This is a genomic window from Pseudomonas sp. Root562 (genome assembly GCF_001427125.1).
GTDB lineage: Bacteria > Pseudomonadota > Gammaproteobacteria > Pseudomonadales > Pseudomonadaceae > Aquipseudomonas.
This window is the reverse complement of record NZ_LMGK01000024.1, coordinates 383,839-407,727: the sequence shown is the minus strand read 5'-3', so window position 1 is coordinate 407,727 and position 23,889 is coordinate 383,839. Positions and strand designations below refer to the sequence as shown.

The following is a 23,889-nucleotide window of genomic DNA, read 5'->3' as shown; positions in this document are numbered from 1 at the left end:
GGCGATGACGGCCTGCCAGCCGACCAATCTCTATCAGATATCTCCAATCCAATGTAGGAGCCAGCCTGCTGGCGATGACGGCCTGCCAGCCGACCAATCTCTACCAGATATCTCCAATCCAATGTAGGAGSCAGCCTGCTGGCGATGACGGCCTGCCAGCCGACCAATCTCTATCAGATATCTCCAATCCAATGTAGGAGCCAGCCTGCTGGCGATGACGGCCTGCCAGCAGCAGCCTGCTGGCGATGACGGCCTGCCAGCCGACCAATCTCTATCAGATATCTCCAATCCAATGTAGGAGCCAGCCTGCTGGCGATGACGGCCTGCCAGCCAACCAATCTCTACCAGATGTACTCAATCCCTGTGGGAGCTGGCTTGCCAGCGATGACGGCCTGACAGCCAACCAATCTCTACCAGATGCTACCCAATCCAGTTCTGCAACTTACTGTGTTCTCAATGCTGGCTTATCAGTTGGAAACTGTTTATCGCCTAATCAAAAATTCAGACCATTCCCACAAGACTTTCAGGTTGCCCGTCGGAAGCTCAATCTCTAGCCTTTGATCGTCGCTGCCAATTCAGTGACCGGGACTGCAAGCCCGCCAATAGTTCGTTAGGCACCAACTTTGGGAGGTTCGCAATGATCAAAGACAGTCCTGATTACTCAGCCTCGAAATCTGAAAAGCAAACGGCAAACCACCCCTGCCCAATTTTCACCATCCGCCCAGGCATCAATTCCGAAACCCTGTTGGTTCATGCTTATGAAACCCTCGCCTCGGCCAATGTAATGGCGACGGAGTTATCATCCATCCTGACCGGCCCGACTTGTAATCTGGTACTCGGTATTCAACAGATGATTGTCCTGGCGCAGCTTTCAGTGGGCGAGGTGCTGGATCAGCTCAATCCGCAGCAGTAGAAAAGGAAAAGCCCGCTGACCTTCACAGGTTCAGCGGGCTTTTCTTGTGTGCTGTCAGCCAGGAATTACAAAGTACCGAACACTTTTTTGGCCAAACTGGTCGCCGCCGCCGCCGGGTTCTGGCGCAGGGCTTCTTCCTGTTTGCCGATCATTTCAAACAGGCCATTCAATGCCTGTTCGGTCACGTAGCTTTCGATGTTGGCGTTCTTGGTATCGATCACGCCCATGGTCGCGGCCTGGCCGGCAAATGAGTTGTATTGCTTGGCCAAACCCACCTGGTCGGTGGCTTGCTTGACGATAGGCAGAAACTTGGCGCGGATTTGCTCGCGGCTGGTTTTGTTCAGGTATTGGGTGGCCGAATCGTTGCCGCCACTGAGAATGCCCTTGGCGTCCGCCACGGACATTTTTTTCACCGCATCCACGAGTATGGGCTGGGCTTGGGTCACAGCGGTTTCAGCCGCTTTGTTCATGCTGGTTTCCAGTTGATCGACCTGATCGCCCATGCCGAACTGTTTCATTTTGCTGGCAACCTTGCCCAGCTTGCCCGGCAGTTCGATTTTCACCTCCGGGTTGTTACTGAAGCCGCCCGGCGTGCCGAGTTGCTTCACGGCCAATTGCGCGCCTTGGGTCAGGGCGTCCTTGAGGCCGCCGGTGGCGTCCTGCTGCGACAGGTCAGAGAGTGACAAGGCCATCGCATTGGCGCCGATCATCAAACTGGCACACAGGGCGGCGAAGCGAAGGGTAGGGCGGAACATTGGGGATGCTTCCTTCAGTAGATTAAATTCACAATCAACGCCAGCTCGATTTGTTCGCGGCGCGAAGCGTCGAGTTGCACGGCATGATGGTCGATTCGTGTTGCAAAGGCGCCAGCAGCAAACTGGCGCTTGAATCCGGTCGTCGCGAAGTTTACGTCAAGCGTTGTTGTGAACGGTTGGAATCAGTCGCCGAAAATTGGCGTCTGTTCGATTTGCGGCTGCAGAATCAATTTCCCCGGCTTAAGACCCAGAGCCAGCACCTTCTGACCATAGCCTTCGAACGAGCCAATCAACGCATATTCCTGGCCTGGCCAAATCTTGAACGGGTTATATTTCAAGTAGATGGGCGTGGTCTGTGCGGTCAACCCCACGGCTTCATCGATGACAGCCCCTGGCTGGCCATCGTCGTTCAACTCAACCAACTTCACGAACAACTTTGAGTCGGCAGGATAACCAATTTGAGGCATCCACGATTTGAACACAGCGATGTGGCTCACGGTGCTCAAGTAAATATCGGTATCGTGATCGCCTCCTCCCCACCAGAACGTCTGATCCAGATCCAACAGCAACTGCGAGTCCAGAAAAGAGATTTTTACATTGATGGAGAAGCGGCTGCCGACCTCGTTCACTTCGGAGTCGATCACAACCGGGAAGTTGATGGGGAGTGTCGATGAAAGATGGTTGCTACCCCACTGGCTGTGAAGTTTTGGTGCATTCCTGTCGCTGATGTCCTGTACTTTGATGCTGATTTCGCAACCTGGCAGAAGTTCAAATCGGGGGGGGAAATGCAGGAGCGTGTTGATAGTGTGTTGGGTCATGATGATTTCCTTATCAAATGAATTCGTCGTAAATGACGAGCGCTGAGCTTATCTCCTGAACATTCAAGTGTTATGTAGGAAGCGTTCGCTAGTAGTCAGCGAATTGTTAACGGGACAGATCAGAAGCGTCCTTGCCTCTGTCGCTTTGAGACGTCAGACCTGTTCGACAAGATCCGCCGCATCTTCGCTGCGATGCAATGCCACCTGACGGATCGACAAGCGAATCTCCGCCGGCAGTACCCGTTTAGCCGCGCCTTCGGCCAATTCGCCGAGCAGTTCGTGATAACCCAGCTTGCCGGCTTCATCACGCTTGAGTACGTCAAGGTCGAGCAGGGTCTGGATGAAATGGCGGAACAGGCTTTTGTCGAAGAACTCCGGCGCATTCAGGCCGTGCAGGATCGACAGGCGCTGGGCCATGACCGTGCACAGGTCTTCCAGTTCTTCGGCGCTGATGCTGTTCTGGCCACTGTTGAGCAGCAGGGACACAGTCATGTAGAAGCGCTGCAAGGTCTGGGCGATGCTTTTCGACAACAGCGTCAGTAACACAAAATGCCGCGAACTCGGTGCCGGGCGCAGATACACGTCGTTCTCGAAACGCAACAGGCCTTGCTCAACGAACGCTTGCAGCCATTGATCGATCACCGCATCCAGCTCATCCAGCGGCCAGCGAATGAACAGCTCCGATTGCAGGTACGGATACAACGCTCGGGTGTAGCGCAGGATCTGTTCGCGGCTCATGCGCGAAGTGCTCTGGAAGAAGCTGGCCAGCAACGCCGGCAGCGCAAAAATGTGCAGCACGTTATTTCGGTAGTACGTCATCAGGACAGCATTCTGCTCGTCCAGGTACAGAATCTTGCCCAACGCATCGCTCTGCTCGGACAGCAGGTCCATGGCCTTGACGTGCTCGATCAGCGCGCGGCCGTCGCCTTCCGGCAATGTGGTGTGCGACGAGTAAGGCACTTTGCGCAACAGCGCCAGATACAGGTCCAGCACCCGCGCCATGGCGCGATCGTCCAAGGCCAGGCGGCTGGTGGACAGCAGCGCGAGCGCGACGAGGTTCACCGGATTGATCGCCGCCGCTTCGTTCAGATGCTGTGCGACTTTCTCGCCGAGGCGGTTGGTGGTTTCGTTGAGCCACGCCGGTTTGAACTGCGGGCCGAGTTCCTGTTGACGCCAGTCGGGTTGTTCGCTGTCGAGGAATTCCGCCAGTTTGATCGGCTCGCCGAAGTTCACCGCCACTTGGCCGAAGCGCTGTTTGAGCGCGCCGATGACTTTGAAAATATCGAAGATCGATTCTTTCTTTTTGCTTGCACCGCGCAACTCGCCCAGATAGGTCCGACCTTCCAGCACCCGCTCATAGCCGATATACACCGGCACGAACACGATGGGCATGCGCGAAGAGCGCAGGAAACTGCGCAGGGTGATGGCGAGCATTCCGGTTTTCGGTTGCAGCATGCGCCCGGTGCGCGAACGGCCGCCCTCGACAAAGTATTCCACCGGGAAACCCTTGGTGAACAAGGTATGCAGGTACTCGTTGAACACCGAAGTGTAAAGCGGGTTGCCCTTGAACGTGCGCCGCATGAAAAACGCGCCGCCACGTCGCAGCAGGCTGCCGATCACCGGCATGTTGAGGTTGATTCCGGCGGCAATGTGCGGTGGCGTCAGGCCGTTGCGGAACAGCAGGTACGAGAGCAGCAGGTAGTCGATGTGGCTGCGATGGCAAGGCACGTAGATCACTTCGTGACCCTGGGCGACCTTCTGCACGCCTTCGATGTGGTTGACCTTGATGCCGTCGTAGATCTTGTTCCAGAACCAGCTCAGCACCACTTCAAGGAAGCGGATAGCGGTGTAGGTGTAGTCCGAAGCAATCTCGTTGCCGTAGCGCAGGGCCTGGGCCTTGGCTTTCTCCGGTGAGATGTTCTCGCGCTCGGCTTCATCGAGGATTGCCTGCTTGACCAAGGGCTGATTGACCAGGCCCTTGACCAGATTGCGCCGGTGGGAGATGTCCGGGCCGATCACGGCGGCCTTCAGGTTGCGAAAGTGCACCCGCAGAATGCGCTGGGCCATGCGCACAGTACGCTCGTGGCCCTTGTTGTGGTCGATCAGTTCGCGCAGGTGGATGGGCGCGGAAAACTGTACGCGGGTTTTGCGTCCCAGCACGATGATGCTCAACAACCGACGCAGGCGCCCGGTAACGGCCCAGCTATCGGCGAACAGAAGTTTCCATGGACTGTTCTCGCTGTCCGGCGACTGGCCCCAGAACACGCTTACCGGAATGATCTGCGCGTCTTCGGCGGCGTTCTGGCTCAGGGCACTGACCAGGCGAGTCAAGGTGGGTGGCGCACCGCGCTTGTCCTGGCGGCCGAGCCAGTCGGGATCGGGCGTCAGGTAAAAAAACGCCGCCGGCTCGATCAATGAACCGACCGACACCGGCAGCACCGGACGCGGCAGCCCGGCTTTGCTGCACTCGGTGTCGACCACGGCCAGATCGGTCAGCGAAGGATTTTGCAGGACGTAGAACACCGGACGACTGCGGTCGAGGTTGAGGGTGAACGACGACTGGTTGATCGTCTCCGAGCGGACCCAGAGGTACAACAGGCGGCGCAAGGTGCCAAACACAAGACGGCGGAACGGGGAACGGGTCATACGGCTTCTGCGTGAGTGAGTAAAACCAAGCAATTGCTTGGGAGGGCCGTAGTGTGCCGGATTCGTCGAAAATCGGCAAAAAAGCAGTCAACCATTCTGTAGTTGAGAGTTTTTGTGTCTGTCATATACTCGGCCGCTCAAAATAAAAACAAAGGGGGTACTGACATGGCAACGCGCGAAACCGGCAACGTGAAGTGGTTCAACGACGCCAAGGGTTACGGCTTTATTCAGCGCGAAGACGGGGTGGACGTGTTCGTGCATTACCGTGCGATTCGCGGTGAAGGCCACCGCTCGCTGACTGAAGGCCAGCAGGTCGAGTACGCGGTGGTGGAAGGGCAGAAGGGGTTGCAGGCTGAGGATGTTGTAGGCCTGTGATGATCGTTCCCACGCTCTGCGTGGGAATGCCTCAACGGACGCTCTGCGTCCGCTTTGGGACGCGGAGCGTCCCGGGCTGCATTCCCACGCAGAGCATGGGAACGGGCGGAATCAGGCGGTTTTCCAGGTGATCTCTTCTTCACCATCGGCGCTGATGCGAATCCAGCGATCCGCCGTTTCCTCACCTTCTTCCTCGACCCAAGTCCCCGGCGCGCAACGCACTTCGACGTTCAGTGCGGCAAATGCGGCGCGGGCGCAGGCGATGTCGTCGTCCCAGGGGGTCTGGTCGCTTTCCAGGTACAGGCTGTTCCACTTGCCAACGGCTTTCGGCAGCCAGGTCACTGGCACGTTGCCGGCCTTGCACTTGTAGGTCTGGCCTTTCTGGACCCAGTCGGTGCACGGGCCCAATGCCGCTGCGAGCCAGGCCGAAATGGCTTTGTGATCGACGTCGGCGTCTTTCAGGTAAATCTCTATATCGGGTTGGCGCATGGATGTCCTCACTGCGGGTCTGAAAAATCCATTCGCGGATTTAGCCGGCCCCGGGCACTCGCCCGGAACCAAAAGTTATTGAAGAACGAAATAATCGTAGCGCATCGATACGGTGGTCTCGAACGGCTCGGCCTGTTCGATGACCGCCGCGCGACGCTCGGCACTGGCACGCCAGCCGTGAGGCGTCATCGCCAGCAGGTTGGCGCGGTCCTGCGGCTTGTCCAGGGTCAGTTTGAACGTCAGCGTCTCACTGTGTGCCAGCGCCATGCCTTGCGGCACCAGGTCTAGATGTTTGTCGTCAATGTACTCGCGGACTTCGTCGTACAGCCGCTCGCGCAATTCCATCAGGTGGCCGCTGGTCGGGCCGACTTTCATCAGGCCGCCGCCGGGGCTGAGCAAGCGTTTGGCTTCTTCCCAGTCCAGCGGGCTGAACACGCTGGCCAGGAACTGGCAGCTACCGGAAGCCAATGGCACTCGCGCCATGCTGGCGATCAACCAGGTCAGTTTCGGATTGCGTTTGCAGGCGCGTTTGACGGCCTCCCGGGAAATATCCAGGGCGTAGCCATCGGCACCCGGCAAGGCCTCGGCGATTTGCGCGGTGTAGTATCCCTCGCCACAGCCGATGTCGAGCCAGCGCTGCGGCGCATAGCCCGCCGCCAATTCCGCCAGGCGCCTGGCCACCGGCGCGTAATGCCCGGCGTTCAGGAAGTCGCGGCGCGCTTCGACCATGGCCTGGTTATCCCCAGGGTCGCGGCTGTTCTTGTGCTGCACCGGCAACAGGTTCAGGTAACCCTGACGCGCACGATCGAAACGATGCCCGGCGGGGCAGGCCACGCCATTGTCCACCGCGTTCAGCGGTTCACTGCAGATGGGGCAAGCAAGCATCAGGCGAGCAACTTGATCAGGGTCTGGTAATAGATTTCGGTCAGCACATCGAGGTCGGCCGCCAAAACGCGTTCATTGACCTGGTGGATGGTCGCGTTGACCGGCCCCAACTCAACCACTTGCGTACCCATGGTCGCGATAAAACGCCCGTCGGAAGTGCCACCGCTGGTGGAAGCCTTGGTTTCACGGCCAGTGATGTCCTTGATGCTCGACGACACCGCGTCCAGCAGCGCGCCGGGTTCGGTGAGGAACGGCAGACCCGACAGCGCCCAGTCGATGTGCCAGTCCAGGCCATGCTTGTCGAGGATGTCGGCGACGCGCTTTTGCAGGCCTTCGACGGTGGACTCGGTGGAGAACCGAAAGTTGAACACCGCCACCAGATCACCTGGAATCACGTTGGTCGCGCCGGTGCCGGAGTTGACGTTGGAAATCTGGAAACTGGTCGGCGGGAAGAAATCGTTGCCGTGGTCCCAGTGCTCGGCGGCCAGCTCGGCCAGCGCCGGGGCGGCGAGGTGGATCGGGTTCTTCGCCAGGTGCGGATAGGCCACGTGACCCTGGACGCCGCGCACTGTCAGCTTGGCGCCGAGGGAGCCACGACGGCCGTTCTTGACCACGTCACCCACCAGGGCGGTGCTCGACGGTTCGCCGACGATGCACCAGTCCAGGCGCTCCTTGCGCGCCGCCAGGCGCTCTACCACTGCCTTGGTGCCGTGGTGTGCCGGGCCTTCTTCGTCGCTGGTGATCAGGAACGCAACTTTGCCCTTGTGATCCGGGTAGTCGGCGACGAAACGTTCGGCCGCCACGGTCATCGACGCCAGGCTGCCTTTCATGTCCGCCGCGCCGCGGCCACAGAGCATGCCATGTTCGTCGATCACCGCGTTGAACGGATCGATCTGCCACGCGGTCACCGGACCGGTCGGGACCACGTCGGTGTGACCGGCGAAGCACAGCACCGGGCCATCGTGTTTGCCGTGGGTGGCCCAGAAGTTATCCACATCTTCGATGCGCATCGGTTCGAGTGCAAAACCGGCATCGCCCAGGCGCTGCATCATCTGCTTCTGGCAATCGGCGTCGACCGGCGTCACGGACGGACGGCGAATCAGGTCGATGGCGAGTTGAAGGGTCGGCGAAAGGTCGGCGTGGGCCGTCATGGAAAACTCCGGAAGCTGTAAATGTGTAGGAGCAAAGCTTGCTCGCGATGAACGATGATGAGGTGGTTCTGTTACATCGAGTCGCGTTCATCGCGAGCAAGCTTTGCTCCTACAGGGCGTAGGGGCTGGCCCCGCAAAATGGCGGTTATCTTAAAGCAAAACGGCGACCATTGGCCGCCGTTTAGTGCATCCGCAAAGATTTAGACGGCAGGTGCCGTTTGCGTCTCTGGCGCCGGTTTAGGCAAGGACGACAGGAACGCCATGATCAACGCCGCCAGATACGGCAGCGATTGCACCAGCAACATGGCCACCCAGAACCGCATGTCGTTGCTCGGCATGCCATTGACCAGGAAGATCCCCAAGGCAGCGCCCCACAGCAGCAGCATGATGAACACCTCTTCCCGGGCTTCCGAAATCGCCACCCAGAAACCGTGGTTGTCGGCATTTTTCGGGGTGCGGAAGAACGGAATGCTGCTGGTGAAGAAACCGTACAACACCGCTTTGGCGATGGTGTGCGACAACGCCAGCCCGGCCAGCGCCGCGCAGAACGCATCCTTGAGGTTCACGCCAACGGCGCGACGGTAAAGGAAGATGATCTTGCCGACCTTGAATACGAACAGCGCCAATGGCGGGATCGCGAAAATCAGCAGCGGTGGATCGACCCGTTGCGGCACGATGATCATCGCCGCTGACCACAACAGCGCGCCAACGGTGAAGAAAATGTTCATGCCGTCCGCCACCCACGGCAACCAGCCTGCGAGGAAGTGATAGCGCTGACCGCGGGTCAGCTCAGTGTCCTTGCCGCGCAGCAGGCTGGCGGTGTGACGCTTGATGATCTGAATCGCACCGTAGGCCCAGCGGAACCGCTGTTTCTTGAAGTCGATGAAGGTATCGGGCATCAGGCCTTTGCCGTAGCTGTCGTGGTAATACGCCGCCGACAGGCCTTTTTCGAACACGCGCAGACCCAGTTCGGCGTCTTCACAGATGCACCAGTCGGCCCAGCCCAGTTCTTCGAGCACCGAGCGCCGCGTCATGGTCATGGTGCCGTGCTGGATGATCGCGTCACGGTCGTTGCGGGTGACCATGCCGATGTGGAAGAAGCCTTTGTATTCCGCGTAGCAAAGCTTCTTGAAAGTGCTTTCGTTCTGGTCGCGGTAGTCCTGCGGCGACTGCACCACGGCGATCTTCGGATCGGCGAAGTGCGGCACCATGTGCTTGAGCCAGTTCGGGTGCACGCAGTAATCGGAGTCGATGACCGCGATCACTTCGGCATCCTTGGCCGTGTGCGGAATCAGGTAATTCAACGCGCCGCCCTTGAAACCGGCCAGAGGCGCGACGTGGAAGAACTTGAAGCGCGGGCCGAGGGTCTCGCAATAATCGCGCACCGGTTCCCAGACCGCCGGGTCCTTGGTGTTGTTATCGATGATCAGGACTTCGAAGTCCGGATAATCGAGATTGGCCAGGGCGTTGAGGGTCTGTTTGACCATCTCCGGCGGCTCGTTGTAGCAGGGCACGTGGATCGAGACTTTTGGCCGGTAACTGGAATCACCCACCACCGGCAGGAATTCCCGGCGCCGTTTGTGAATCCACACCGCTTCAGCCAGCTCGTGAGCCTCGGTCAGCAGCACGATAAACACCCCGAGCGCGCCAAGGGCGAGCAAAAAGCCGACCGTCAGGCTGAACCAGGTGCTGTATTGCTGGCTGTAGTCATAGCCGATCCACACCAGTACCGAACCGCAAAGGAACGCGATAAAGGTCAAGAAGGTACGGCCACGCTGGCGCAGGGCCGAGCCGTCGATCATCAGCAAGGTAAGCGACAGCAGGGCCAGGACGACCGAACCGATGGCCAGTACGCGCCATTGCGGGATCGCGACCACCGGGCCTTCGAAGTTGAATTTCTGCTGGCGCGCAGCGTTGAACACGCCCCAATAAGCGCCCACCGAGCCTTCGTCACTGGCTTTCCATGGTTGGTCAAACGCTTCGATGACGAAGTAGTTGAAACCCTGGCGGTTGAGTTTGTTGACCAGTGTGCGCAGGTAGATCGCCTGATCCGCCGGCGACGCATCGGCACCGCCGCGCATGCGGCCGTTGCTCGGCCAGCCGACTTCGGACAGCAGCAACGGTTTTTTCGGGAACATCTTTTTCAGGTCGCGGGCACGGTCGAGGACGAACTGCCCGGCCTTGTCCATCGGGATGAATTCCCAATAAGGCAGGACGTGAGCGGCGATCAGGTCAACGTGCTTGGCCAGTTCCGGGTGTTCTTCCCACACGTGCCACTGCTCGGAGGTGGTCACCGGCACTTTCACGGCAGCACGGACGCGATCGAGGATCACGCTCAGTTCTGCTGCGGTGATTTCCTTGCGGAAGATCGCCTCGTTGCCGACCACCACGCGAACCACACTGCGCGAGGAGTTGGCGATTTCGATGGCGCGGGTGATTTCCCGTTCGTTGCGTTCCTGGTCCGGACTGATCCAGATCCCCAGGGTTACCCGCAGGCCGAACTCTTCCGCCAGTTTGGGGATGTTCTCCAGCGTACCGTCGACCGAGTAAGTACGGATGTTGTCCGTCAACTTGCTCATGATCTCCAGGTCGCGACGCATTTGATCGTCGGTCGGGTACTGTTCTTTCTGTGGGAATTGGCCTTGCTGAAACGGCGAATACGAGAAGCCGGAGATCTGTTCAGGCCAGTTGGGAGCGGTCACCGGGCGATTGATCAGCGCCCAGAAGCCGGTAAACAAGGCGGCGATGGCGAGTACCACCACCAGGTTGAGTCCAAATTTACGCGATGACATAGCTATTTCGGGTTCCAAAGACTGTGGAACAAATAAACGGTCGGCGGCCGTAGAAGGGCGCGCATCCTACACTGGCGGTTCACTGAACGTACACCGGACAGGGAAATGCCGGACGTTGGGCAATCCAAGTCGGTTTAAGTTCTTTGGTTAGAGCGCGTCAGGTAAATCTTCGTTCGATGTAGTTTTTCCGGAAGATGTCCGTTCATAGCGTAATGATGCTCTTGACCGTCGGTGGCCCTATAATGCGCGCCGGTTTTTAGGGTAATGGTCATGAGTACAGAAGATCCGCGGTTTGCTGGCATCGCCCGTTTGTATGGCATCGAAGGCCTTGAGCGCTTGAAAGCCGCCCATGTGGCGATCGTCGGCGTCGGCGGCGTCGGTTCCTGGGCGGCGGAAGCCATGGCCCGGTGTGGTGTAGGCGAAATATCGTTGTTCGACCTCGACGACGTCTGCGTCAGCAACGCCAACCGTCAGTTGCATGCACTAGACAGCACCGTCGGCAAGCCCAAGGTCGAGGTGATGGCCGAGCGCCTGCGCGGGATCAACCCGGATTGCACGGTGCATGCAGTGCCTGACTTCGTTACCCGTGACACCATGGCTGAATACATCACGCCGAACATCGACTGCGTGATCGATTGCATCGACAGCGTCAACGCCAAGGCGGCGCTGATCGCTTGGTGCAAACGCCGCAAAATCCAGATCATCACCACCGGCGGTGCTGGCGGGCAGATCGATCCGACGCTGATCCAGGTCTGCGACCTCAACCGTACCTTCAACGATCCGCTGGCCTCGAAAGTCCGTTCCACCTTGCGCCGTGACTACGGCTTCTCCCGCACCGTAACCCGCCACTACAGCGTGCCGTGCGTGTTTTCCACCGAGCAACTGCGCTACCCGAAACCGGACGGCAGTATTTGTTTGCAGAAGAGTTTTGTCGGTGAGGGTGTGAAGCTCGACTGCGCCGGTGGTTTTGGCGCCGTGATGATGGTGACGGCGACATTCGGCATGGTCGCGGCGACCAAGGCTGTGGACAAGATTGTGGCGGGTGTGCGGCGGCCGGCGGATCGGGTCAAGCCTGAAGTTTGATCGGCGTGGCCGATGGCCCCATCGCTGGCAAGCCAGCTCCCACAGGTATTTCAGTGAGTTCACTTGATCTGTGAGCGGCATAGAACCCTGTGGGAGCTGGCTTGCCAGCGATAGCGATTAACCAGCCAACTCATTCATCCGTTGCAGTACGGCATTCAAGCCATTACTGCGCGACTGCGACAACTGTCGACCCAGCCCCAATTGATTGAACCAGTCGTGCAAATCCACCTGCTGCAGCTCAAGCGCCGACAACCCGTTAACCCGCGCCAACAACAACGCCACCAATCCACGAATCAATCGCGCATCGCTGTTGGCGCTGAATTGCCAGTGCCCGTCGCGTAATTCACCCACCAGCCACACTTGGCTTTCACAGCCGTGCACACGGTTGGCATCACACATTTGCGCATCGCTCAACGCAGGCAGGCGATCGCCCCACTGCATCAGCAGGCGCGCCCGCTGTTCCCAGCCGGCCGCGTTTTGAAAGGTTTCGAGTGCCGTCACGGCATCGACAGGCAGGTTCATCGCAACAGCTCCAGCGCTTGATCCAGTGCTTCAAAGAACCGCTCCAGATCTTCGGAGTCGTTATACAACGCCAACGACACCCGAATCGCTCCGGCCAGATGGAAGCTCTTGAGCAACGGCATGGCGCAGTGATGACCGGCGCGCACCGCGATCCCTTGTTCGGTCAGCAAGTGCGCCAAGTCAGAGTTATGCACACCTTCGACAGTAAAACTGACCAGTGCCAACTGTGGCTTGCCCAGCAAGTGGACGCCATTGCGTGCAGCAAGGCCTTTGAGCAGATAGTCGTGCAGCGCCGCTTCATGGGCGGACACCGCGTCCTGATCGAGAGCGGCGAGATAGTCCAGTGTCGCCCCAAGACCGATCACACTGGCGATCGGTGGTGTCCCGGCCTCGAATCCCAATGGCGCCGGGCGAAAGCGTGCGTCGTGGTAGTTGGCGTCCAGTACCATCTCGCCGCCGAACTGCCAGGGGCGCAGTCGTTGCAACGCTTCATTGCGACCGAACAACGCACCGAGGCCATCGGGGCCGTAGAGCTTGTGGCTGGAAAACACATAAAAGTCGCAACCCAGCGCCTGCACATCATGGCGACCATGGACCACGCCTTGCGCGCCGTCGACCACGGTCAAGGCGTTGTGCGCCTTGGCCATTGCCAGCAGCGCAGGCAAAGGCTGCCAGGCGCCGATCACGTTGGACAATTGGCTGACGGCCAACAGACGCGTGCGCGGACCGATCAAGCCGGTGGCGGCTTCAAGATCGATCACACCGTCGGCATCCAGTGGCAGGACCACCAGTTTCAGCTCACGGCGGTGCGCCAGTTGCTGCCACGGCAGCAGGTTGGCGTGATGCTCCAGGGCGCTGATGACAATCTCGTCGCCCGGATGGAATAGATGCTCCAGGCCATAAGCCAGCAGATTCAGCGCGGACGTCGCGCCATGGGTAAAGATGATCTGCCCGCTGTCGGCGGCATTGAGCCATTGCGCGACTTTGCGGCGGCTGTCCTCGAACGCCTGGGTGGCGTGGGCGCCGGGCAAATGTTGTGCCCGATGCACGTTGGCTGCGCCGTTGGCATAGTAATGCGCCAGGGCATCCAGCAGGGCTTGAGGTTTTTGCGTGGTGGCGGCGTTGTCCAGATAAGTCTGGCCTTGCCGTTGCAGGGCGGCGATGGCTGGAAAATCGGCGCGCCAGGGAGAGGGAATCAGCATGTTATCGGGCCCTGGTGAACATGGGCGGGGTTACACCGCACTACTGTGGGAGCAAAGCTTGCTCGCGATGGGGCCTTTGGACCGCCAAAAGCATCGCGGGCAAGCCATGCTCCTACAGAGGGGCGATGATGCGCTGCTTAGTTGTGAGCGTGCAGCGCTTCGTTCAGTTCGATAGCCGATTTGTGGGTTTTGCATTCCACAGCGCCGGTTTCCGAATTGCGACGGAACAGCAGGTCGGCCTGGCCGGCCAGTTCACGAGCCTTCACCACTTTGACCAGTTGGTTTTTCTCGTCCAGCAGCGCCACTTTGGTACCAGCGGTCACATACAGGCCGGACTCAACGGTATTGCGGTCACCCAATGGAATGCCGATACCGGCGTTGGCGCCGATCAGGCAGCCTTCACCGACCTTGATCACGATGTTGCCGCCGCCCGACAGGGTGCCCATGGTCGAGCAACCGCCGCCCAGGTCCGAACCCTTGCCGACGAACACGCCAGCCGAGACGCGACCTTCGATCATGCCCGGGCCTTCGGTGCCAGCGTTGAAGTTGATGAAGCCTTCGTGCATCACGGTGGTGCCTTCGCCCACGTAGGCACCCAGACGCAGACGCGCCGCGTCAGCGATGCGCACGCCGGCCGGTACCACGTAGTCGGTCATTTTCGGGAACTTGTCCACCGAGAACACTTCCAGCAGCTCGCCACGCAGGCGCGCTTCCAGTTGGTGCTCGGCCAGTTCGCCCAGGTCGATCGCGCCCTGGCTGGTCCAGGCCACGTTCGGCAGCAACGGGAAGATGCCAGCCAGGTTCAGGCCGTGCGGCTTGACCAGACGATGGGACAGCAAGTGCAGCTTGAGGTACGCCTCAGGGGTCGAAGACAGTTGCGCGTCTTCAGCCAGCAAGGTGGCGACCAGTGGCTTGTGGCTCTCGGCCAGACGGGTCAGCAGGGCAGCCTGGGCAGCGTCGACGCCTTTGACGGCTTCGGCCAGTTGCGAGGCCTGAGCCGTGGTGAATGCGATGGCCTGATTGCCTTCGCTGTAGCCCAGGATCGGCGCGATGGCGGCGACCAGTTCGGCCGACGGGTTGAGCAACGGCTGCGCGTAGAACACTTCCAGCCATGCGCCTTCACGGTTTTGAGTGCCGACACCAAAGGCCAGGCTGAACAGGGTAGTGGACATGTTGATACCTCTAACAAATTGAAACGGGCTGCTTACTTGAGCGCGGCCGCGTAGATATCTGGCTTGAAGCCAATCAGGGTTCGGTCACCGAGATCGAGCACCGGGCGCTTGATCATCGAAGGTTGTGCGAGCATCAGTTCAATGGCTTTCGACTGGTCGAGATCGGCTTTGCGTTCGTCGTCGAGCTTGCGAAAGGTCGTGCCTGCGCGGTTCAACATCACTTCCCAGCCGTGCTCGTTGCACCATTGGGTCAGGTGTTCCCGGTCGATTCCGAGCGCCTTGTAATCATGAAAGTCATAGCTGACAGCGTGTTCATCGAGCCAGGTGCGCGCCTTTTTCATGGTGTCGCAGGCCTTGATGCCGAAAAGGTGCAACGTTTTACTTGAAACGGTCAAGGAATTGCCCCCTTTACAGGTGCTGGAGAAAAAAGGTGACGGATTATGCCATGACCGGACGGTTTCGCGTCGGCCGGGCTCGGGTTTGTCTGCGGCCCGGACGGCATTGCGCTGTTCGGGCCATTGACTTTACAGGCGATGGCGAATGATGAACGCTCGAATCCGTTCTGCCGCTTCGACACACTCCGCCAACGGTGCAACCAATGCCAGGCGCACACGCCCCGCACCCGGATTGGCGCCATCGACTTCACGGGACAGATAAGAACCTGGCACCACCGTTACATGTTCCTGCGCGAACAAATCACGACAGAACGCTTCGTCATCACCCTCGACGTTCGGCCACAAGTAAAAACCACCGTCCGGGCGCTGCACATCCATGACCGGGCTTAAAATCTCCAACACCGCATCATATTTCTCGCGATACAGCGCACGGTTGGCGCGCACATGCACTTCGTCGTTCCATGCGGCAACGCTGGCCAGTTGCGTTTGCACCGGCATTGCGCAGCCGTGATAGGTGCGATAGAGCAGGAAGCCTTTGAGAATGTCGGCGTCACCTGCGACGAAGCCCGAACGCAAACCAGGCAAGTTGGAACGCTTGGACAGGCTGTGGAACACCACGCAGCGCTTGAAGTCCTTGCGACCCAGTTCCACGCAGGCGCTGAGCAGGCCTGGCGGAGGGGTTTGTTCGTCGAAGTACAGTTCGCTGTAGCACTCGTCGGCGGCGATCACGAAGTCGTATTGGTCGGCCAGGGCGATCAGCTTCTTCAGCGTGTCGACCGGGATCAATGCACCAGTCGGATTGCCTGGCGAGCACAGGAACAGGATCTGGCAGCGTTTCCAGATGTCTGGCGACACAGCCTCGAAGTCTGGATTGAAGCCATTCTCGTCCAGGCATGGCAGGTAATGCGGCTTGGCCCCGGCGAGGAACGCCGCGCCTTCGTAGATCTGGTAGAACGGGTTCGGACTGACGACCAGCGCGTCGTCGCCACGGTTGACCACGGTCTGGGTGAACGCGAACAGCGCTTCGCGGGTACCGTTGACGGGCAGCACGTTGCGCGCCGGATCGATCCAGCCGTCGGGCACGCCGAAACGCCGCTCGCACCAGGCGGCGATGGCTTCACGCAGCTCCGGAACACCGAGGGTGGTCGGGTATACCGCCATTTTTTCCAGATTGCTGGCCAGGGCTTCGGCAACGAAGCTTGGCGAACGGTGCTTCGGTTCGCCGATCGACAGCGCGATAGGGCGTTTGTCGGGGTTGGGTGTGACGCTGCCAAGCAGGGCGCGGAGTTTCTCGAACGGGTAGGGCTGGAGCTGGGACAGAGCGTTGTTCATCGATAAATCTCGTTCGGTGTTGGGGCGGCGCTGATCCCTGTAGGAGCGAGCCTGCTCGCGATGGTCGTCATCGATGACACTGGGGGGCTGTTACCCCGTGGCGTCCTCGGGTCCATCGCGAGCAGGCTCGCTCCTACAGAGGGGCGGGCCGTTGTTAAGTCAGATGCTGATGCGCGACAGTTTGATATCGGGTTCCTGATTGACGCTCAACTGCTCGACGATCGCATCCTGCAACCGGCTGCACAGCAGCGGGTCGGACAGCGGGTGGTTGTTGGCGTCGGTGATGAAAAACACGTCTTCCACGCGCTCGCCGAGGGTCGCGATCTTGGCGTTCTGCAGCGACAGGTCGAACTCCAGAAAAATCGTACCGATTCGTGCCAACAAGCCGGGACGATCAGGTGCGGTCAGTTCCAGCACGGTGACCGGGCGCTGCGCATCGTTGTGGATCGTGACTTGTGGGGCAAAGGCGAAATGCTTGAGCTGGCGCGGCACCCGACGCTGGATGATGGTCGGGTAGTTATCCGGATTGCGCAGGGCTTCGGTCAAGCCGTCGCGGATCTGCTTGACCCGAGCCGGGTTGTCGCCGATCGAGTCGCCGTCGGTGTCGAGCACGATGTAGGTGTCGAGGGTGAACTGGCTGCTGGAGGTGATGACCCGGGCGTCATGGATGTTCAGGTTGAGCTGGTCCATTGCGGCCACGGTCACGGCAAAGAAGTCGTGCTGGTCCGGTGCATAGATGAAGATCTGCGTACCGCCCTCGAATTCCCGCTGGGTGGTTTCCTTGATCAGCACCAACGGCCCGCCATCTGCCGGCTGCTGGAGGATCGCATCGCTGTGCCAGGCGACATCGCCGGCGGTGTGACGCAGGAAATAGTCATCGCCCAATTGTGCCCACAACTGCTCGACGTCATCCGGATCGGTACCGCCGCGTACCAGAATGTCCAGGGCGGCGCTCTGGGTCTGGCGAATCTGCTCTTCGCGATCCACCGGGTTCTCCAGGCCGCGACGCAGCGCACGCTTGGTCTCGGTGTAGAGCTGGCGCAACAGGCTGGCGCGCCAGGAGTTCCACAGCGTCGGGTTGGTGGCATTGATGTCGGCGACGGTCAGCACGTACAGGTAGTCGAGGCGGGTTTCATCGCCGACGGTCTGCGCGAAATCGTGGATCACCTGCGGGTCGGACAAGTCCTTGCGCTGGGCGGTGGTCGACATCATCAAGTGGTTCTGGACCAGCCAGACGATCAGGCGGCTGTCCCACAGCGGCAACTGGTGGCGCTGGCAAAAGGCCTCGGCGTCCACGGCACCGATGTCCGAATGATCACCATGCCGGCCCTTGCCAATGTCGTGGTACAGCCCGGCCATGTAGATCAGCTCCGGCTTGGGCAGCTTGGCCATGAGCTTGGCGGCCAGCGGAAATTTTTCCGATACCTGGGTGTACTGCAACTTGCGCAGGTGTTTGATCAGGTTCAGCGTGTGGGCATCGACCGTATAGATGTGAAACAGGTCGTGTTGCATCTGCCCGACGATGAAACCGAACTCCGGCAAATAACGCCCGAGGATGCCGTAGCGGTTCATCCGGCGCAGGTTGCGATGGATACCGATCTTGCATTTGAACAGCTCGATGAACAGGCTGGTGTTGCGGATATCGTTGCGGAAGTCGTCGTCGATCAGATGACGATTTTCACGCAGCAGGCGAATGGTGTCGGCGCGTACGCCTTTGATTTCCGGCTGCTGCGCCATCAGTACGAAGATTTCCAGCATGGCGAACGGTGTGCGGCGGAACACATTGTCGTTGCGCGCCTCGATGTAGCCGTCGTGCAACTGGAATCGCGAGTTGATCGGTTGCGGCGGCGCCTCATCCTCCGGCGCGAGGATGACTTCCTCGAAGTGCTGGATGATCAGGTCGCTGAGCTGGGCAATGCTCATGACCACGCGGAAATACTGCTGCATGAAGTTTTCGACGGCTTGCTTGGCGTCGTCACCTTCAAACCCCAACAGACCGGCGATGGTGCGCTGGTGGTCGAACAGCAGGCGGTCTTCGGCGCGACCGGCGAGCATGTGCAGGGCGTAACGCACCTTCCACAGAAATTCCTGGGAAGAGGCAAGCAGGGCGTTCTCGCTTTCGACCAGGAAACCTTCTCCGGCCAAGGCACGCAGGTTCAGGGTGCCGTACTCGCGACGGGCGAACCATAGAATCGTCTGGATATCACGCAAGCCGCCGGGCGAACCCTTGACGTTGGGTTCCAGGTTGTATTCGGTGTCGTTGTATTTGTGGTGGCGGGCCTTCTGCTCGGCGCGCTTGGCCAGGAAGAAGTCCTTGCTTGGCCACATGTGCGCGGTGCTGGTGACGTCAAGCATGCGCTGGCGCAGATGTTCGGGGCCGGTAATGGTCCGGCTCTCCATGAGATTGGTCACCACCGTCAGGTCGGCTCGGGCCTCGACGGCGCATTCGTCGACTGAGCGAACGCTCTGACCCACTTCCAGGCCAATGTCCCACAGCAGCGTCAGAAAACGCTCGATGGAATCACGGAAAACTTCGTGGTCGGCGCTGTCGAGCAAAATCAACAGGTCGATATCGGAATAGGGGTGCAATTCACCACGGCCGTAGCCGCCGACCGCGACCAGCGCGATGTCGGCGTCTTCACTCCAGTCGAACTGTTCCCAGGCCTTTTGCAGGATGTTATCGACGAACCAGGCGCGATCCTCGATCAACCGACGGATATCCCGGCCGCTGCGAAAACGTGCATCGAGCACTTCGCGGGCCTGACGGATGGCCTTCTTGAAAGCAGCGATAGGGCTTGCCTTCAGGGCCAGTTCAGCCTGGAACTGGCCGCGGTCGAAGAGTTCGGGGTCCACCTGCGGCATCGTTTGGCTTTCCTTTCTATAGGCTGGGTACGGTAACGGGATCAGGCCGAGACGCGGGGGATGGTGTCATCGCTGCGCAGGGTGAAGATCTCGTAGCCGGTTTCGGTCACCAGCAGGGTGTGTTCCCACTGAGCCGAGAGCTTGCGGTCCTTGGTGATCGCGGTCCAGCCGTCGCCCAGCACTTTGGTGTCGGCGCGACCCTGATTGATCATCGGCTCGATGGTGAAGGTCATGCCGGCCTTCAGTTCCATGCCGGTGCCGGCGCGGCCGTAGTGCAGGATCTGCGGCTCTTCGTGGAACACTTTGCCGATACCGTGGCCGCAGAACTCGCGAACCACCGAGAAGCCGTTCTTTTCAGCGTGCTTCTGAATCACTTCACCAATATCGCCCAGGCGGCAGCCGGGTTTGACCAGTTCGATGGCCTTGTACATGCATTCCTGGGTCACTTGCGACAGGCGCTCGGCCCAGACCGGCACGCTGCCGACGTGGAACATGCGGCTGGTATCGCCGTGGTAACCGTCCTTGATGACGGTGACGTCGATGTTCAGGGTGTCGCCATCCTTCAGCGGCTTCTCGTTCGGGATCCCGTGGCAGACCACGTGGTTGATCGATGTGCAGATGGATTTAGGAAAGCCCTTGTAGTTGAGCGGGGCCGGAATGGCCTTCTGCTCGTTGACGATGTAGTCGTGGCAGATGCGGTCGAGTTCTTCGGTGGTCACGCCCGGTTTGACATGTTCGGCAATCATTTCCAGCACATCGGCGGCCAGTTTGCCGGCGATGCGCATTTTTGCGATGTCCTCGGGAGTTTTGAGGGTGACGGTCATACAGGCTCTCTCTGCGCTCGATGGCGCTTTCTTTACGAAAAGGGCGTTGCGCGATCGATCTTCGCAGCCCTGAAAAACGCGATTCTATCAGACGATCAGCGCAAATCCGCGCCTCTGTGCATCGCTTCTCTCTATAGAATGGTGCATTCTGGGCGGATTCCAAGGGCGGGAGTGCCCTGGTTGCCAGGTTTTCAGAATCCGGGTTCCGTTTTTCCCTGCCCTGTGATATAAAATGCGCCGCTTTCCGGGGATGCCCCGAAAAGCCTAAATCCACACACGTGTCGACACGATGACCTGGGTGCCTTCAGCTGATGCTGCTGGTTGGTCATTGGGATACGTGGAGGCCAAACCCGACTTATTAAGGAACTATCATGTCCCAAGTCAACATGCGCGATATGCTGAAGGCCGGTGTGCACTTCGGTCACCAGACCCGTTACTGGAACCCGAAAATGGGTAAATACATTTTCGGCGCGCGTAACAAGATCCACATCATCAACCTTGAAAAAACCCTGCCAATGTTCAACGAAGCTCTGACTTTCGTAGAGCGTCTGGCCCAGGGCAAAAACAAGATTCTGTTCGTCGGCACCAAGCGTTCCGCTGGCAAGATCGTTGCTGAAGAAGCAGCACGTTGCGGTTCGCCGTACGTCGATCACCGCTGGTTGGGCGGCATGCTGACCAACTTCAAGACCATCCGTGCTTCCATCAAGCGTCTGCGTGACCTTGAAGTACAAGCCGAAGACGGTACTTTCGCCAAGCTGACCAAGAAAGAAGCGCTGATGCGCTCCCGTGACCTGGAAAAGCTGGATCGTTCCCTGGGTGGTATCAAGGACATGGGCGGTCTGCCAGACGCTCTGTTCGTTATCGACGTTGATCACGAGCGCATCGCGATCACCGAAGCCAACAAGCTGGGCATCCCGGTTATCGGCGTAGTCGATACCAACAGCAGCCCGGAAGGCGTTGACTACATCATCCCAGGCAACGATGACGCAATCCGCGCTATCCAGCTGTACATGGGTTCGATGGCTGACGCTGTTATCCGTGGTCGCAACAACGTTGCTGGCGGCACCGAAGTTTTCGTTGAAGAAGCTCCGGCAGCTGCAGCTGAGTAATTGACGCCCTGGCGTTGACTCAGTAAGCAAAAAGGGGGCTTGGCCCCCTTTTTGCCACCTCGAAAACCATTTGTCGGCGGCGCAGCTACAGCATTTGTAACGTGCAGCAGCTTACAAGGGTGGTTCGGGAAGAATTGAACGCCCGTTCGATCGGGTGGAATGGTTGATAACCTATCCAAGAGGAATTTTGAAATGGCAGAGATTACTGCAGCGTTGGTCAAAGAACTGCGCGAGCGTACTGGCGAAGGCATGATGGACTGCAAAAAGGCCTTGACCAAGGCTGGCGGCGACATCGAAAAAGCCATTGATGACATGCGTGCTTCGGGCGCCATCAAGGCCGCCAAGAAAGCCGGCAACGTTGCCGCTGAAGGCGCTATCGCCCTCAAGGCTGACGACAAGTCCGCCGTGCTGCTGGAAGTGAACTCGCAGACCGACTTCCTGGCCCTGCAAGACGACTTCAAGAACTTCGTTGCCGCCAGCGTCGAAAAAGCCTTCGCCGAAAAACTGACCGACGCAGCTCCGCTGATCGCCGCTCAGGAATCGGCTCGTGAAGCCCTGGTGGCCAAAGTTGGCGAAAACGTCAACATCCGTCGCCTGGTTCGCGTTGAGGGTGATGTTGTTGGTGGTTACCTGCACGGTAACAAGATCGGTGTTGTCGTTGTGCTCAAAGGCGGCGACGTTGACCTGGCCAAAGACATCGCTATGCACGTAGCAGCCAGCAACCCTGAGTTCCTGCTGCCTTCGGAAGTTTCCGCCGAAGCCATCGAGCGTGAAAAGGCTGTGTTCCTGCAGCTGAACGAAGAAAAAATCAAAGGCAAGCCAGAAAACATTGTTGAGAACATGGTCAAAGGCCGTATCAGCAAGTTCCTGGCCGAAGCAAGCCTGGTTGAGCAGGCGTTCGTCAAGAACCCTGAAATCAAGGTTGGCGAGCTGGCCAAGAAAGCCGGTGCTGAAATCGTTTCCTTCACCTACTTCAAAGTAGGCGAAGGCATCGAGAAGCCAGTGGACAACTTCGCAGAAGAAGTTGCTGCCCAACTGGCTGCTGCCAAGCAATAAGACGGTTTTTTAACTGTCGCCCTGAAGAGGCTGCCCGCTCACGCGCGCAGCCTCTTTTCAGATGGGCTGCCAATTTTTATTGGTTTCCCTTTGGAACTGGCTTACAAAGCCATGTTCCGATGGCGCTGAAGCAGCGCCAAGCTAGAGTGAACGCCAGCTGAAAACAGCTCGCAAAGAATTTTTTAAAATACGCCGCAGGAGAGATTCGCAATGGCTCAGCAGGGCAGTGGTTATCAGGCTCGCTATAAACGCATTCTACTCAAACTTAGCGGCGAGGCCCTGATGGGCTCGGAAGAGTTCGGGATCGATCCGAAAGTCCTGGATCGCATGGCGCTGGAAGTCGGCCAGCTGGTCGGCATCGGTGTGCAGGTCGGTCTGGTGATCGGCGGTGGCAACCTGTTCCGCGGTGCGGCGCTGAGCGCGGCCGGCATGGATCGGGTAACGGGCGACCACATGGGCATGCTGGCCACTGTGATGAACGCTCTGGCCATGCGCGATGCGCTTGAACGTGCCAATATCTCCGCCATCGTGATGTCGGCCATTTCCATGGTAGGTGTGACCGATCACTACGATCGCCGCAAAGCCATGCGTCACCTGAACTCCAAGGAAGTCGTGATTTTCGCGGCCGGTACTGGTAACCCGTTCTTTACTACGGATTCGGCTGCCTGCCTGCGCGCAATCGAAATCGACGCTGATGTCGTACTCAAGGCAACCAAGGTCGATGGTGTGTACACCGCAGATCCATTCAAAGACCCGCACGCCGAGAAGTTCGATCATCTGACCTACGATGAAGTGCTGGATCGCAAGCTGGGTGTGATGGATCTGACGGCCATCTGCCTGTGTCGCGATCACAAGATGCCGCTGCGCGTATTTAACATGAACAAACCCGGCGCCCTGCTTAATATCGTACATGGTGGCGCTGAAGGAACCCTGATCGAGGAAGTTCAACAATGATCAACGAAATCAAGAAAGACGCTCAAGAGCGCATGCAGAAATCCGTGGAGTCGCTGGCGCACAACTTCGGCCGTATCCGTACCGGCCAGGCGCACCCAAGCATTCTGGAAGGTGTGATGGTGCCTTACTACGGCTCCGACACGCCGATCAAGCAAGTCGCCAACATCACCGTCAAAGATGCGCGCACCCTGCAAGTCGTTGCCTTCGAGCGCAACATGCTGGGTGCTGTGGACAAGGCAATCGGTAGCGCCGGCCTGAACCTCAACCCGACCAACCTGGGTGAGTTGTTGCTGATCTCCATGCCGGCCCTGACTGAAGAAACCCGCAAGGGCTTCACCAAGCAGGCTCGCGATGTTGCAGAAGACGCCCGTGTTGCCGTGCGCAACATCCGTCGTGATGCGAACAGCCAGCTCAAGGACCTGGTCAAGGAAAAAGAGATCAGCGAAGACGAAGAACGTCGCGCCACTGGCGAAATCGATGATCTGACCAAGAAGTTCGTGGCTAAAATCGACGCGGATCTGGCGCAGAAAGAAAAAGACCTGATGGCCGTATAA

General features: G+C 59.0%; 21 protein-coding genes. 7 read left to right on the top strand and 14 right to left on the bottom strand.

The features are described 5' to 3' along the window. The first annotated feature begins 637 nt into the window (after positions 1-637). Positions 638-913: a DUF6124 family protein gene (locus ASD60_RS23495; protein WP_056856264.1), complete on the top strand. Its 276-nt coding sequence runs from the start codon at positions 638-640 to the stop codon at positions 911-913. Positions 914-978: 65 nt separating this feature from the next. Here ASD60_RS23495 and ASD60_RS23490 read toward each other — a convergent pair whose 3' ends face one another. The 3 genes from ASD60_RS23490 to plsB all read right to left on the bottom strand — a co-directional run bounded on the left by ASD60_RS23490 (position 979) and on the right by plsB (position 5,132). Beyond that, complete coding sequence (locus ASD60_RS23490; RefSeq protein WP_056856263.1) at positions 979-1,668, bottom strand: DUF4197 domain-containing protein; 690 nt, start codon at positions 1,666-1,668, stop codon at positions 979-981. Between the two features lie 182 nt (positions 1,669-1,850). Next, positions 1,851-2,486, bottom strand: a complete 636-nt coding sequence (locus ASD60_RS23485) for a hypothetical protein (RefSeq protein WP_056856262.1) — start codon at positions 2,484-2,486, stop codon at positions 1,851-1,853. Between the two features lie 153 nt (positions 2,487-2,639). After that, positions 2,640-5,132 (bottom strand): glycerol-3-phosphate 1-O-acyltransferase PlsB, encoded by a 2,493-nt coding sequence (gene plsB / locus ASD60_RS23480; protein WP_056856261.1) that lies wholly within the window; start codon positions 5,130-5,132, stop codon positions 2,640-2,642. 165 nt (positions 5,133-5,297) lie between these two features. Here plsB and ASD60_RS23475 point away from each other — a divergent pair, with 165 nt between their 5' ends. Continuing rightward, positions 5,298-5,507 (top strand): cold shock domain-containing protein, encoded by a 210-nt coding sequence (locus ASD60_RS23475; RefSeq protein ID WP_007954750.1) that lies wholly within the window; start codon positions 5,298-5,300, stop codon positions 5,505-5,507. 111 nt (positions 5,508-5,618) lie between these two features. On the opposite strand, the gene ASD60_RS23470 is transcribed toward ASD60_RS23475, so the two are convergent. The 4 genes from ASD60_RS23470 to ASD60_RS23455 form a co-directional block, all read right to left on the bottom strand. After that, positions 5,619-5,996, bottom strand: coding sequence for a hypothetical protein (locus tag ASD60_RS23470; RefSeq protein ID WP_056856260.1), 378 nt, complete (start codon positions 5,994-5,996; stop codon positions 5,619-5,621). A 75-nt stretch (positions 5,997-6,071) separates the two neighbouring features. After that, on the bottom strand, positions 6,072-6,881 hold the full coding sequence (locus tag ASD60_RS23465) for a putative RNA methyltransferase (protein ID WP_056856259.1): 810 nt from the start codon (positions 6,879-6,881) through the stop codon (positions 6,072-6,074). Next, a complete protein-coding gene (gene dapE, locus ASD60_RS23460) occupies positions 6,881-8,032 on the bottom strand; it encodes a succinyl-diaminopimelate desuccinylase (RefSeq protein WP_056856258.1) in 1,152 nt (383 codons plus the stop codon). Before dapE ends, ASD60_RS23465 begins: the two co-directional genes overlap by 1 nt. A gap of 200 nt (positions 8,033-8,232) precedes the next feature. Then, on the bottom strand, positions 8,233-10,824 hold the full coding sequence (locus ASD60_RS23455) for a glycosyltransferase (RefSeq protein ID WP_056856257.1): 2,592 nt from the start codon (positions 10,822-10,824) through the stop codon (positions 8,233-8,235). Between the two features lie 270 nt (positions 10,825-11,094). Between ASD60_RS23455 and tcdA the strand changes: the two genes are divergently transcribed. Beyond that, positions 11,095-11,907, top strand: a complete 813-nt coding sequence (gene tcdA / locus ASD60_RS23450) for a tRNA cyclic N6-threonylcarbamoyladenosine(37) synthase TcdA (protein ID WP_442966021.1) — start codon at positions 11,095-11,097, stop codon at positions 11,905-11,907. Positions 11,908-12,024: 117 nt separating this feature from the next. Here tcdA and ASD60_RS23445 read toward each other — a convergent pair whose 3' ends face one another. From ASD60_RS23445 to map, 7 genes are all read right to left on the bottom strand, one after another. After that, the gene (locus ASD60_RS23445; RefSeq protein WP_056856255.1) at positions 12,025-12,429 is read right to left on the bottom strand and encodes a SufE family protein; all 405 of its coding nucleotides are present in this window, start codon (positions 12,427-12,429) and stop codon (positions 12,025-12,027) included. After that, a complete protein-coding gene (locus ASD60_RS23440) occupies positions 12,426-13,631 on the bottom strand; it encodes an aminotransferase class V-fold PLP-dependent enzyme (protein ID WP_056856254.1) in 1,206 nt (401 codons plus the stop codon). Before ASD60_RS23440 ends, ASD60_RS23445 begins: the two co-directional genes overlap by 4 nt. Positions 13,632-13,768: 137 nt before the next feature. Further along, positions 13,769-14,803: a 2,3,4,5-tetrahydropyridine-2,6-dicarboxylate N-succinyltransferase gene (gene dapD / locus ASD60_RS23435; RefSeq protein WP_056856253.1), complete on the bottom strand. Its 1,035-nt coding sequence runs from the start codon at positions 14,801-14,803 to the stop codon at positions 13,769-13,771. 32 nt (positions 14,804-14,835) lie between these two features. Further along, positions 14,836-15,198, bottom strand: a complete 363-nt coding sequence (locus tag ASD60_RS23430) for an ArsC family reductase (protein ID WP_056856252.1) — start codon at positions 15,196-15,198, stop codon at positions 14,836-14,838. Positions 15,199-15,327: 129 nt separating this feature from the next. After that, complete coding sequence (gene dapC / locus ASD60_RS23425) at positions 15,328-16,530, bottom strand: succinyldiaminopimelate transaminase (RefSeq protein WP_056856251.1); 1,203 nt, start codon at positions 16,528-16,530, stop codon at positions 15,328-15,330. A gap of 159 nt (positions 16,531-16,689) precedes the next feature. After that, a complete protein-coding gene (locus ASD60_RS23420) occupies positions 16,690-19,392 on the bottom strand; it encodes a [protein-PII] uridylyltransferase (RefSeq protein WP_056856250.1) in 2,703 nt (900 codons plus the stop codon). Between the two features lie 41 nt (positions 19,393-19,433). Then, a complete protein-coding gene (gene map, locus ASD60_RS23415) occupies positions 19,434-20,216 on the bottom strand; it encodes a type I methionyl aminopeptidase (RefSeq protein WP_056856249.1) in 783 nt (260 codons plus the stop codon). Between the two features lie 371 nt (positions 20,217-20,587). Here map and rpsB point away from each other — a divergent pair, with 371 nt between their 5' ends. The 4 genes from rpsB (at position 20,588) to frr (ending at position 23,889) form a co-directional block, all read left to right on the top strand. Beyond that, positions 20,588-21,325 carry a 30S ribosomal protein S2 gene (rpsB, locus tag ASD60_RS23410; protein WP_008057307.1) on the top strand — a complete coding sequence of 246 codons (738 nt, stop codon included), beginning with the start codon at positions 20,588-20,590 and terminating at the stop codon, positions 21,323-21,325. Positions 21,326-21,517: 192 nt separating this feature from the next. Continuing rightward, positions 21,518-22,381 (top strand): translation elongation factor Ts, encoded by an 864-nt coding sequence (gene tsf / locus ASD60_RS23405; RefSeq protein WP_056856248.1) that lies wholly within the window; start codon positions 21,518-21,520, stop codon positions 22,379-22,381. Between the two features lie 210 nt (positions 22,382-22,591). Next, positions 22,592-23,335, top strand: a complete 744-nt coding sequence (gene pyrH / locus ASD60_RS23400) for a UMP kinase (protein WP_003198235.1) — start codon at positions 22,592-22,594, stop codon at positions 23,333-23,335. Beyond that, a complete protein-coding gene (frr, locus tag ASD60_RS23395; protein WP_008000041.1) occupies positions 23,332-23,889 on the top strand; it encodes a ribosome recycling factor in 558 nt (185 codons plus the stop codon). Before pyrH ends, frr begins: the two co-directional genes overlap by 4 nt.

What these genes read in the sequence shown, in the direction of transcription:
- ASD60_RS23455 (WP_056856257.1), bottom strand. Translation starts at nt 10,824, where the DNA reads ATGTCATCGCGTAAATTTGGACTCAACCTGGTGGTGGTACTCGCCATC.
- dapE (WP_056856258.1), bottom strand. Translation starts at nt 8,032, where the DNA reads ATGACGGCCCACGCCGACCTTTCGCCGACCCTTCAACTCGCCATCGAC.
- frr (WP_008000041.1), top strand. Translation starts at nt 23,332, where the DNA reads ATGATCAACGAAATCAAGAAAGACGCTCAAGAGCGCATGCAGAAATCC.
- ASD60_RS23445 (WP_056856255.1), bottom strand. Translation starts at nt 12,429, where the DNA reads ATGAACCTGCCTGTCGATGCCGTGACGGCACTCGAAACCTTTCAAAAC.
- dapC (WP_056856251.1), bottom strand. Translation starts at nt 16,530, where the DNA reads ATGAACAACGCTCTGTCCCAGCTCCAGCCCTACCCGTTCGAGAAACTC.
- ASD60_RS23495 (WP_056856264.1), top strand. Translation starts at nt 638, where the DNA reads ATGATCAAAGACAGTCCTGATTACTCAGCCTCGAAATCTGAAAAGCAA.
- ASD60_RS23475 (WP_007954750.1), top strand. Translation starts at nt 5,298, where the DNA reads ATGGCAACGCGCGAAACCGGCAACGTGAAGTGGTTCAACGACGCCAAG.
- ASD60_RS23470 (WP_056856260.1), bottom strand. Translation starts at nt 5,996, where the DNA reads ATGCGCCAACCCGATATAGAGATTTACCTGAAAGACGCCGACGTCGAT.
- map (WP_056856249.1), bottom strand. Translation starts at nt 20,216, where the DNA reads ATGACCGTCACCCTCAAAACTCCCGAGGACATCGCAAAAATGCGCATC.
- tcdA (WP_442966021.1), top strand. Translation starts at nt 11,095, where the DNA reads ATGAGTACAGAAGATCCGCGGTTTGCTGGCATCGCCCGTTTGTATGGC.
- dapD (WP_056856253.1), bottom strand. Translation starts at nt 14,803, where the DNA reads ATGTCCACTACCCTGTTCAGCCTGGCCTTTGGTGTCGGCACTCAAAAC.
- ASD60_RS23440 (WP_056856254.1), bottom strand. Translation starts at nt 13,631, where the DNA reads ATGCTGATTCCCTCTCCCTGGCGCGCCGATTTTCCAGCCATCGCCGCC.
- pyrH (WP_003198235.1), top strand. Translation starts at nt 22,592, where the DNA reads ATGGCTCAGCAGGGCAGTGGTTATCAGGCTCGCTATAAACGCATTCTA.
- tsf (WP_056856248.1), top strand. Translation starts at nt 21,518, where the DNA reads ATGGCAGAGATTACTGCAGCGTTGGTCAAAGAACTGCGCGAGCGTACT.
- rpsB (WP_008057307.1), top strand. Translation starts at nt 20,588, where the DNA reads ATGTCCCAAGTCAACATGCGCGATATGCTGAAGGCCGGTGTGCACTTC.
- ASD60_RS23485 (WP_056856262.1), bottom strand. Translation starts at nt 2,486, where the DNA reads ATGACCCAACACACTATCAACACGCTCCTGCATTTCCCCCCCCGATTT.
- plsB (WP_056856261.1), bottom strand. Translation starts at nt 5,132, where the DNA reads ATGACCCGTTCCCCGTTCCGCCGTCTTGTGTTTGGCACCTTGCGCCGC.
- ASD60_RS23465 (WP_056856259.1), bottom strand. Translation starts at nt 6,881, where the DNA reads ATGCTTGCTTGCCCCATCTGCAGTGAACCGCTGAACGCGGTGGACAAT.
- ASD60_RS23420 (WP_056856250.1), bottom strand. Translation starts at nt 19,392, where the DNA reads ATGCCGCAGGTGGACCCCGAACTCTTCGACCGCGGCCAGTTCCAGGCT.
- ASD60_RS23490 (WP_056856263.1), bottom strand. Translation starts at nt 1,668, where the DNA reads ATGTTCCGCCCTACCCTTCGCTTCGCCGCCCTGTGTGCCAGTTTGATG.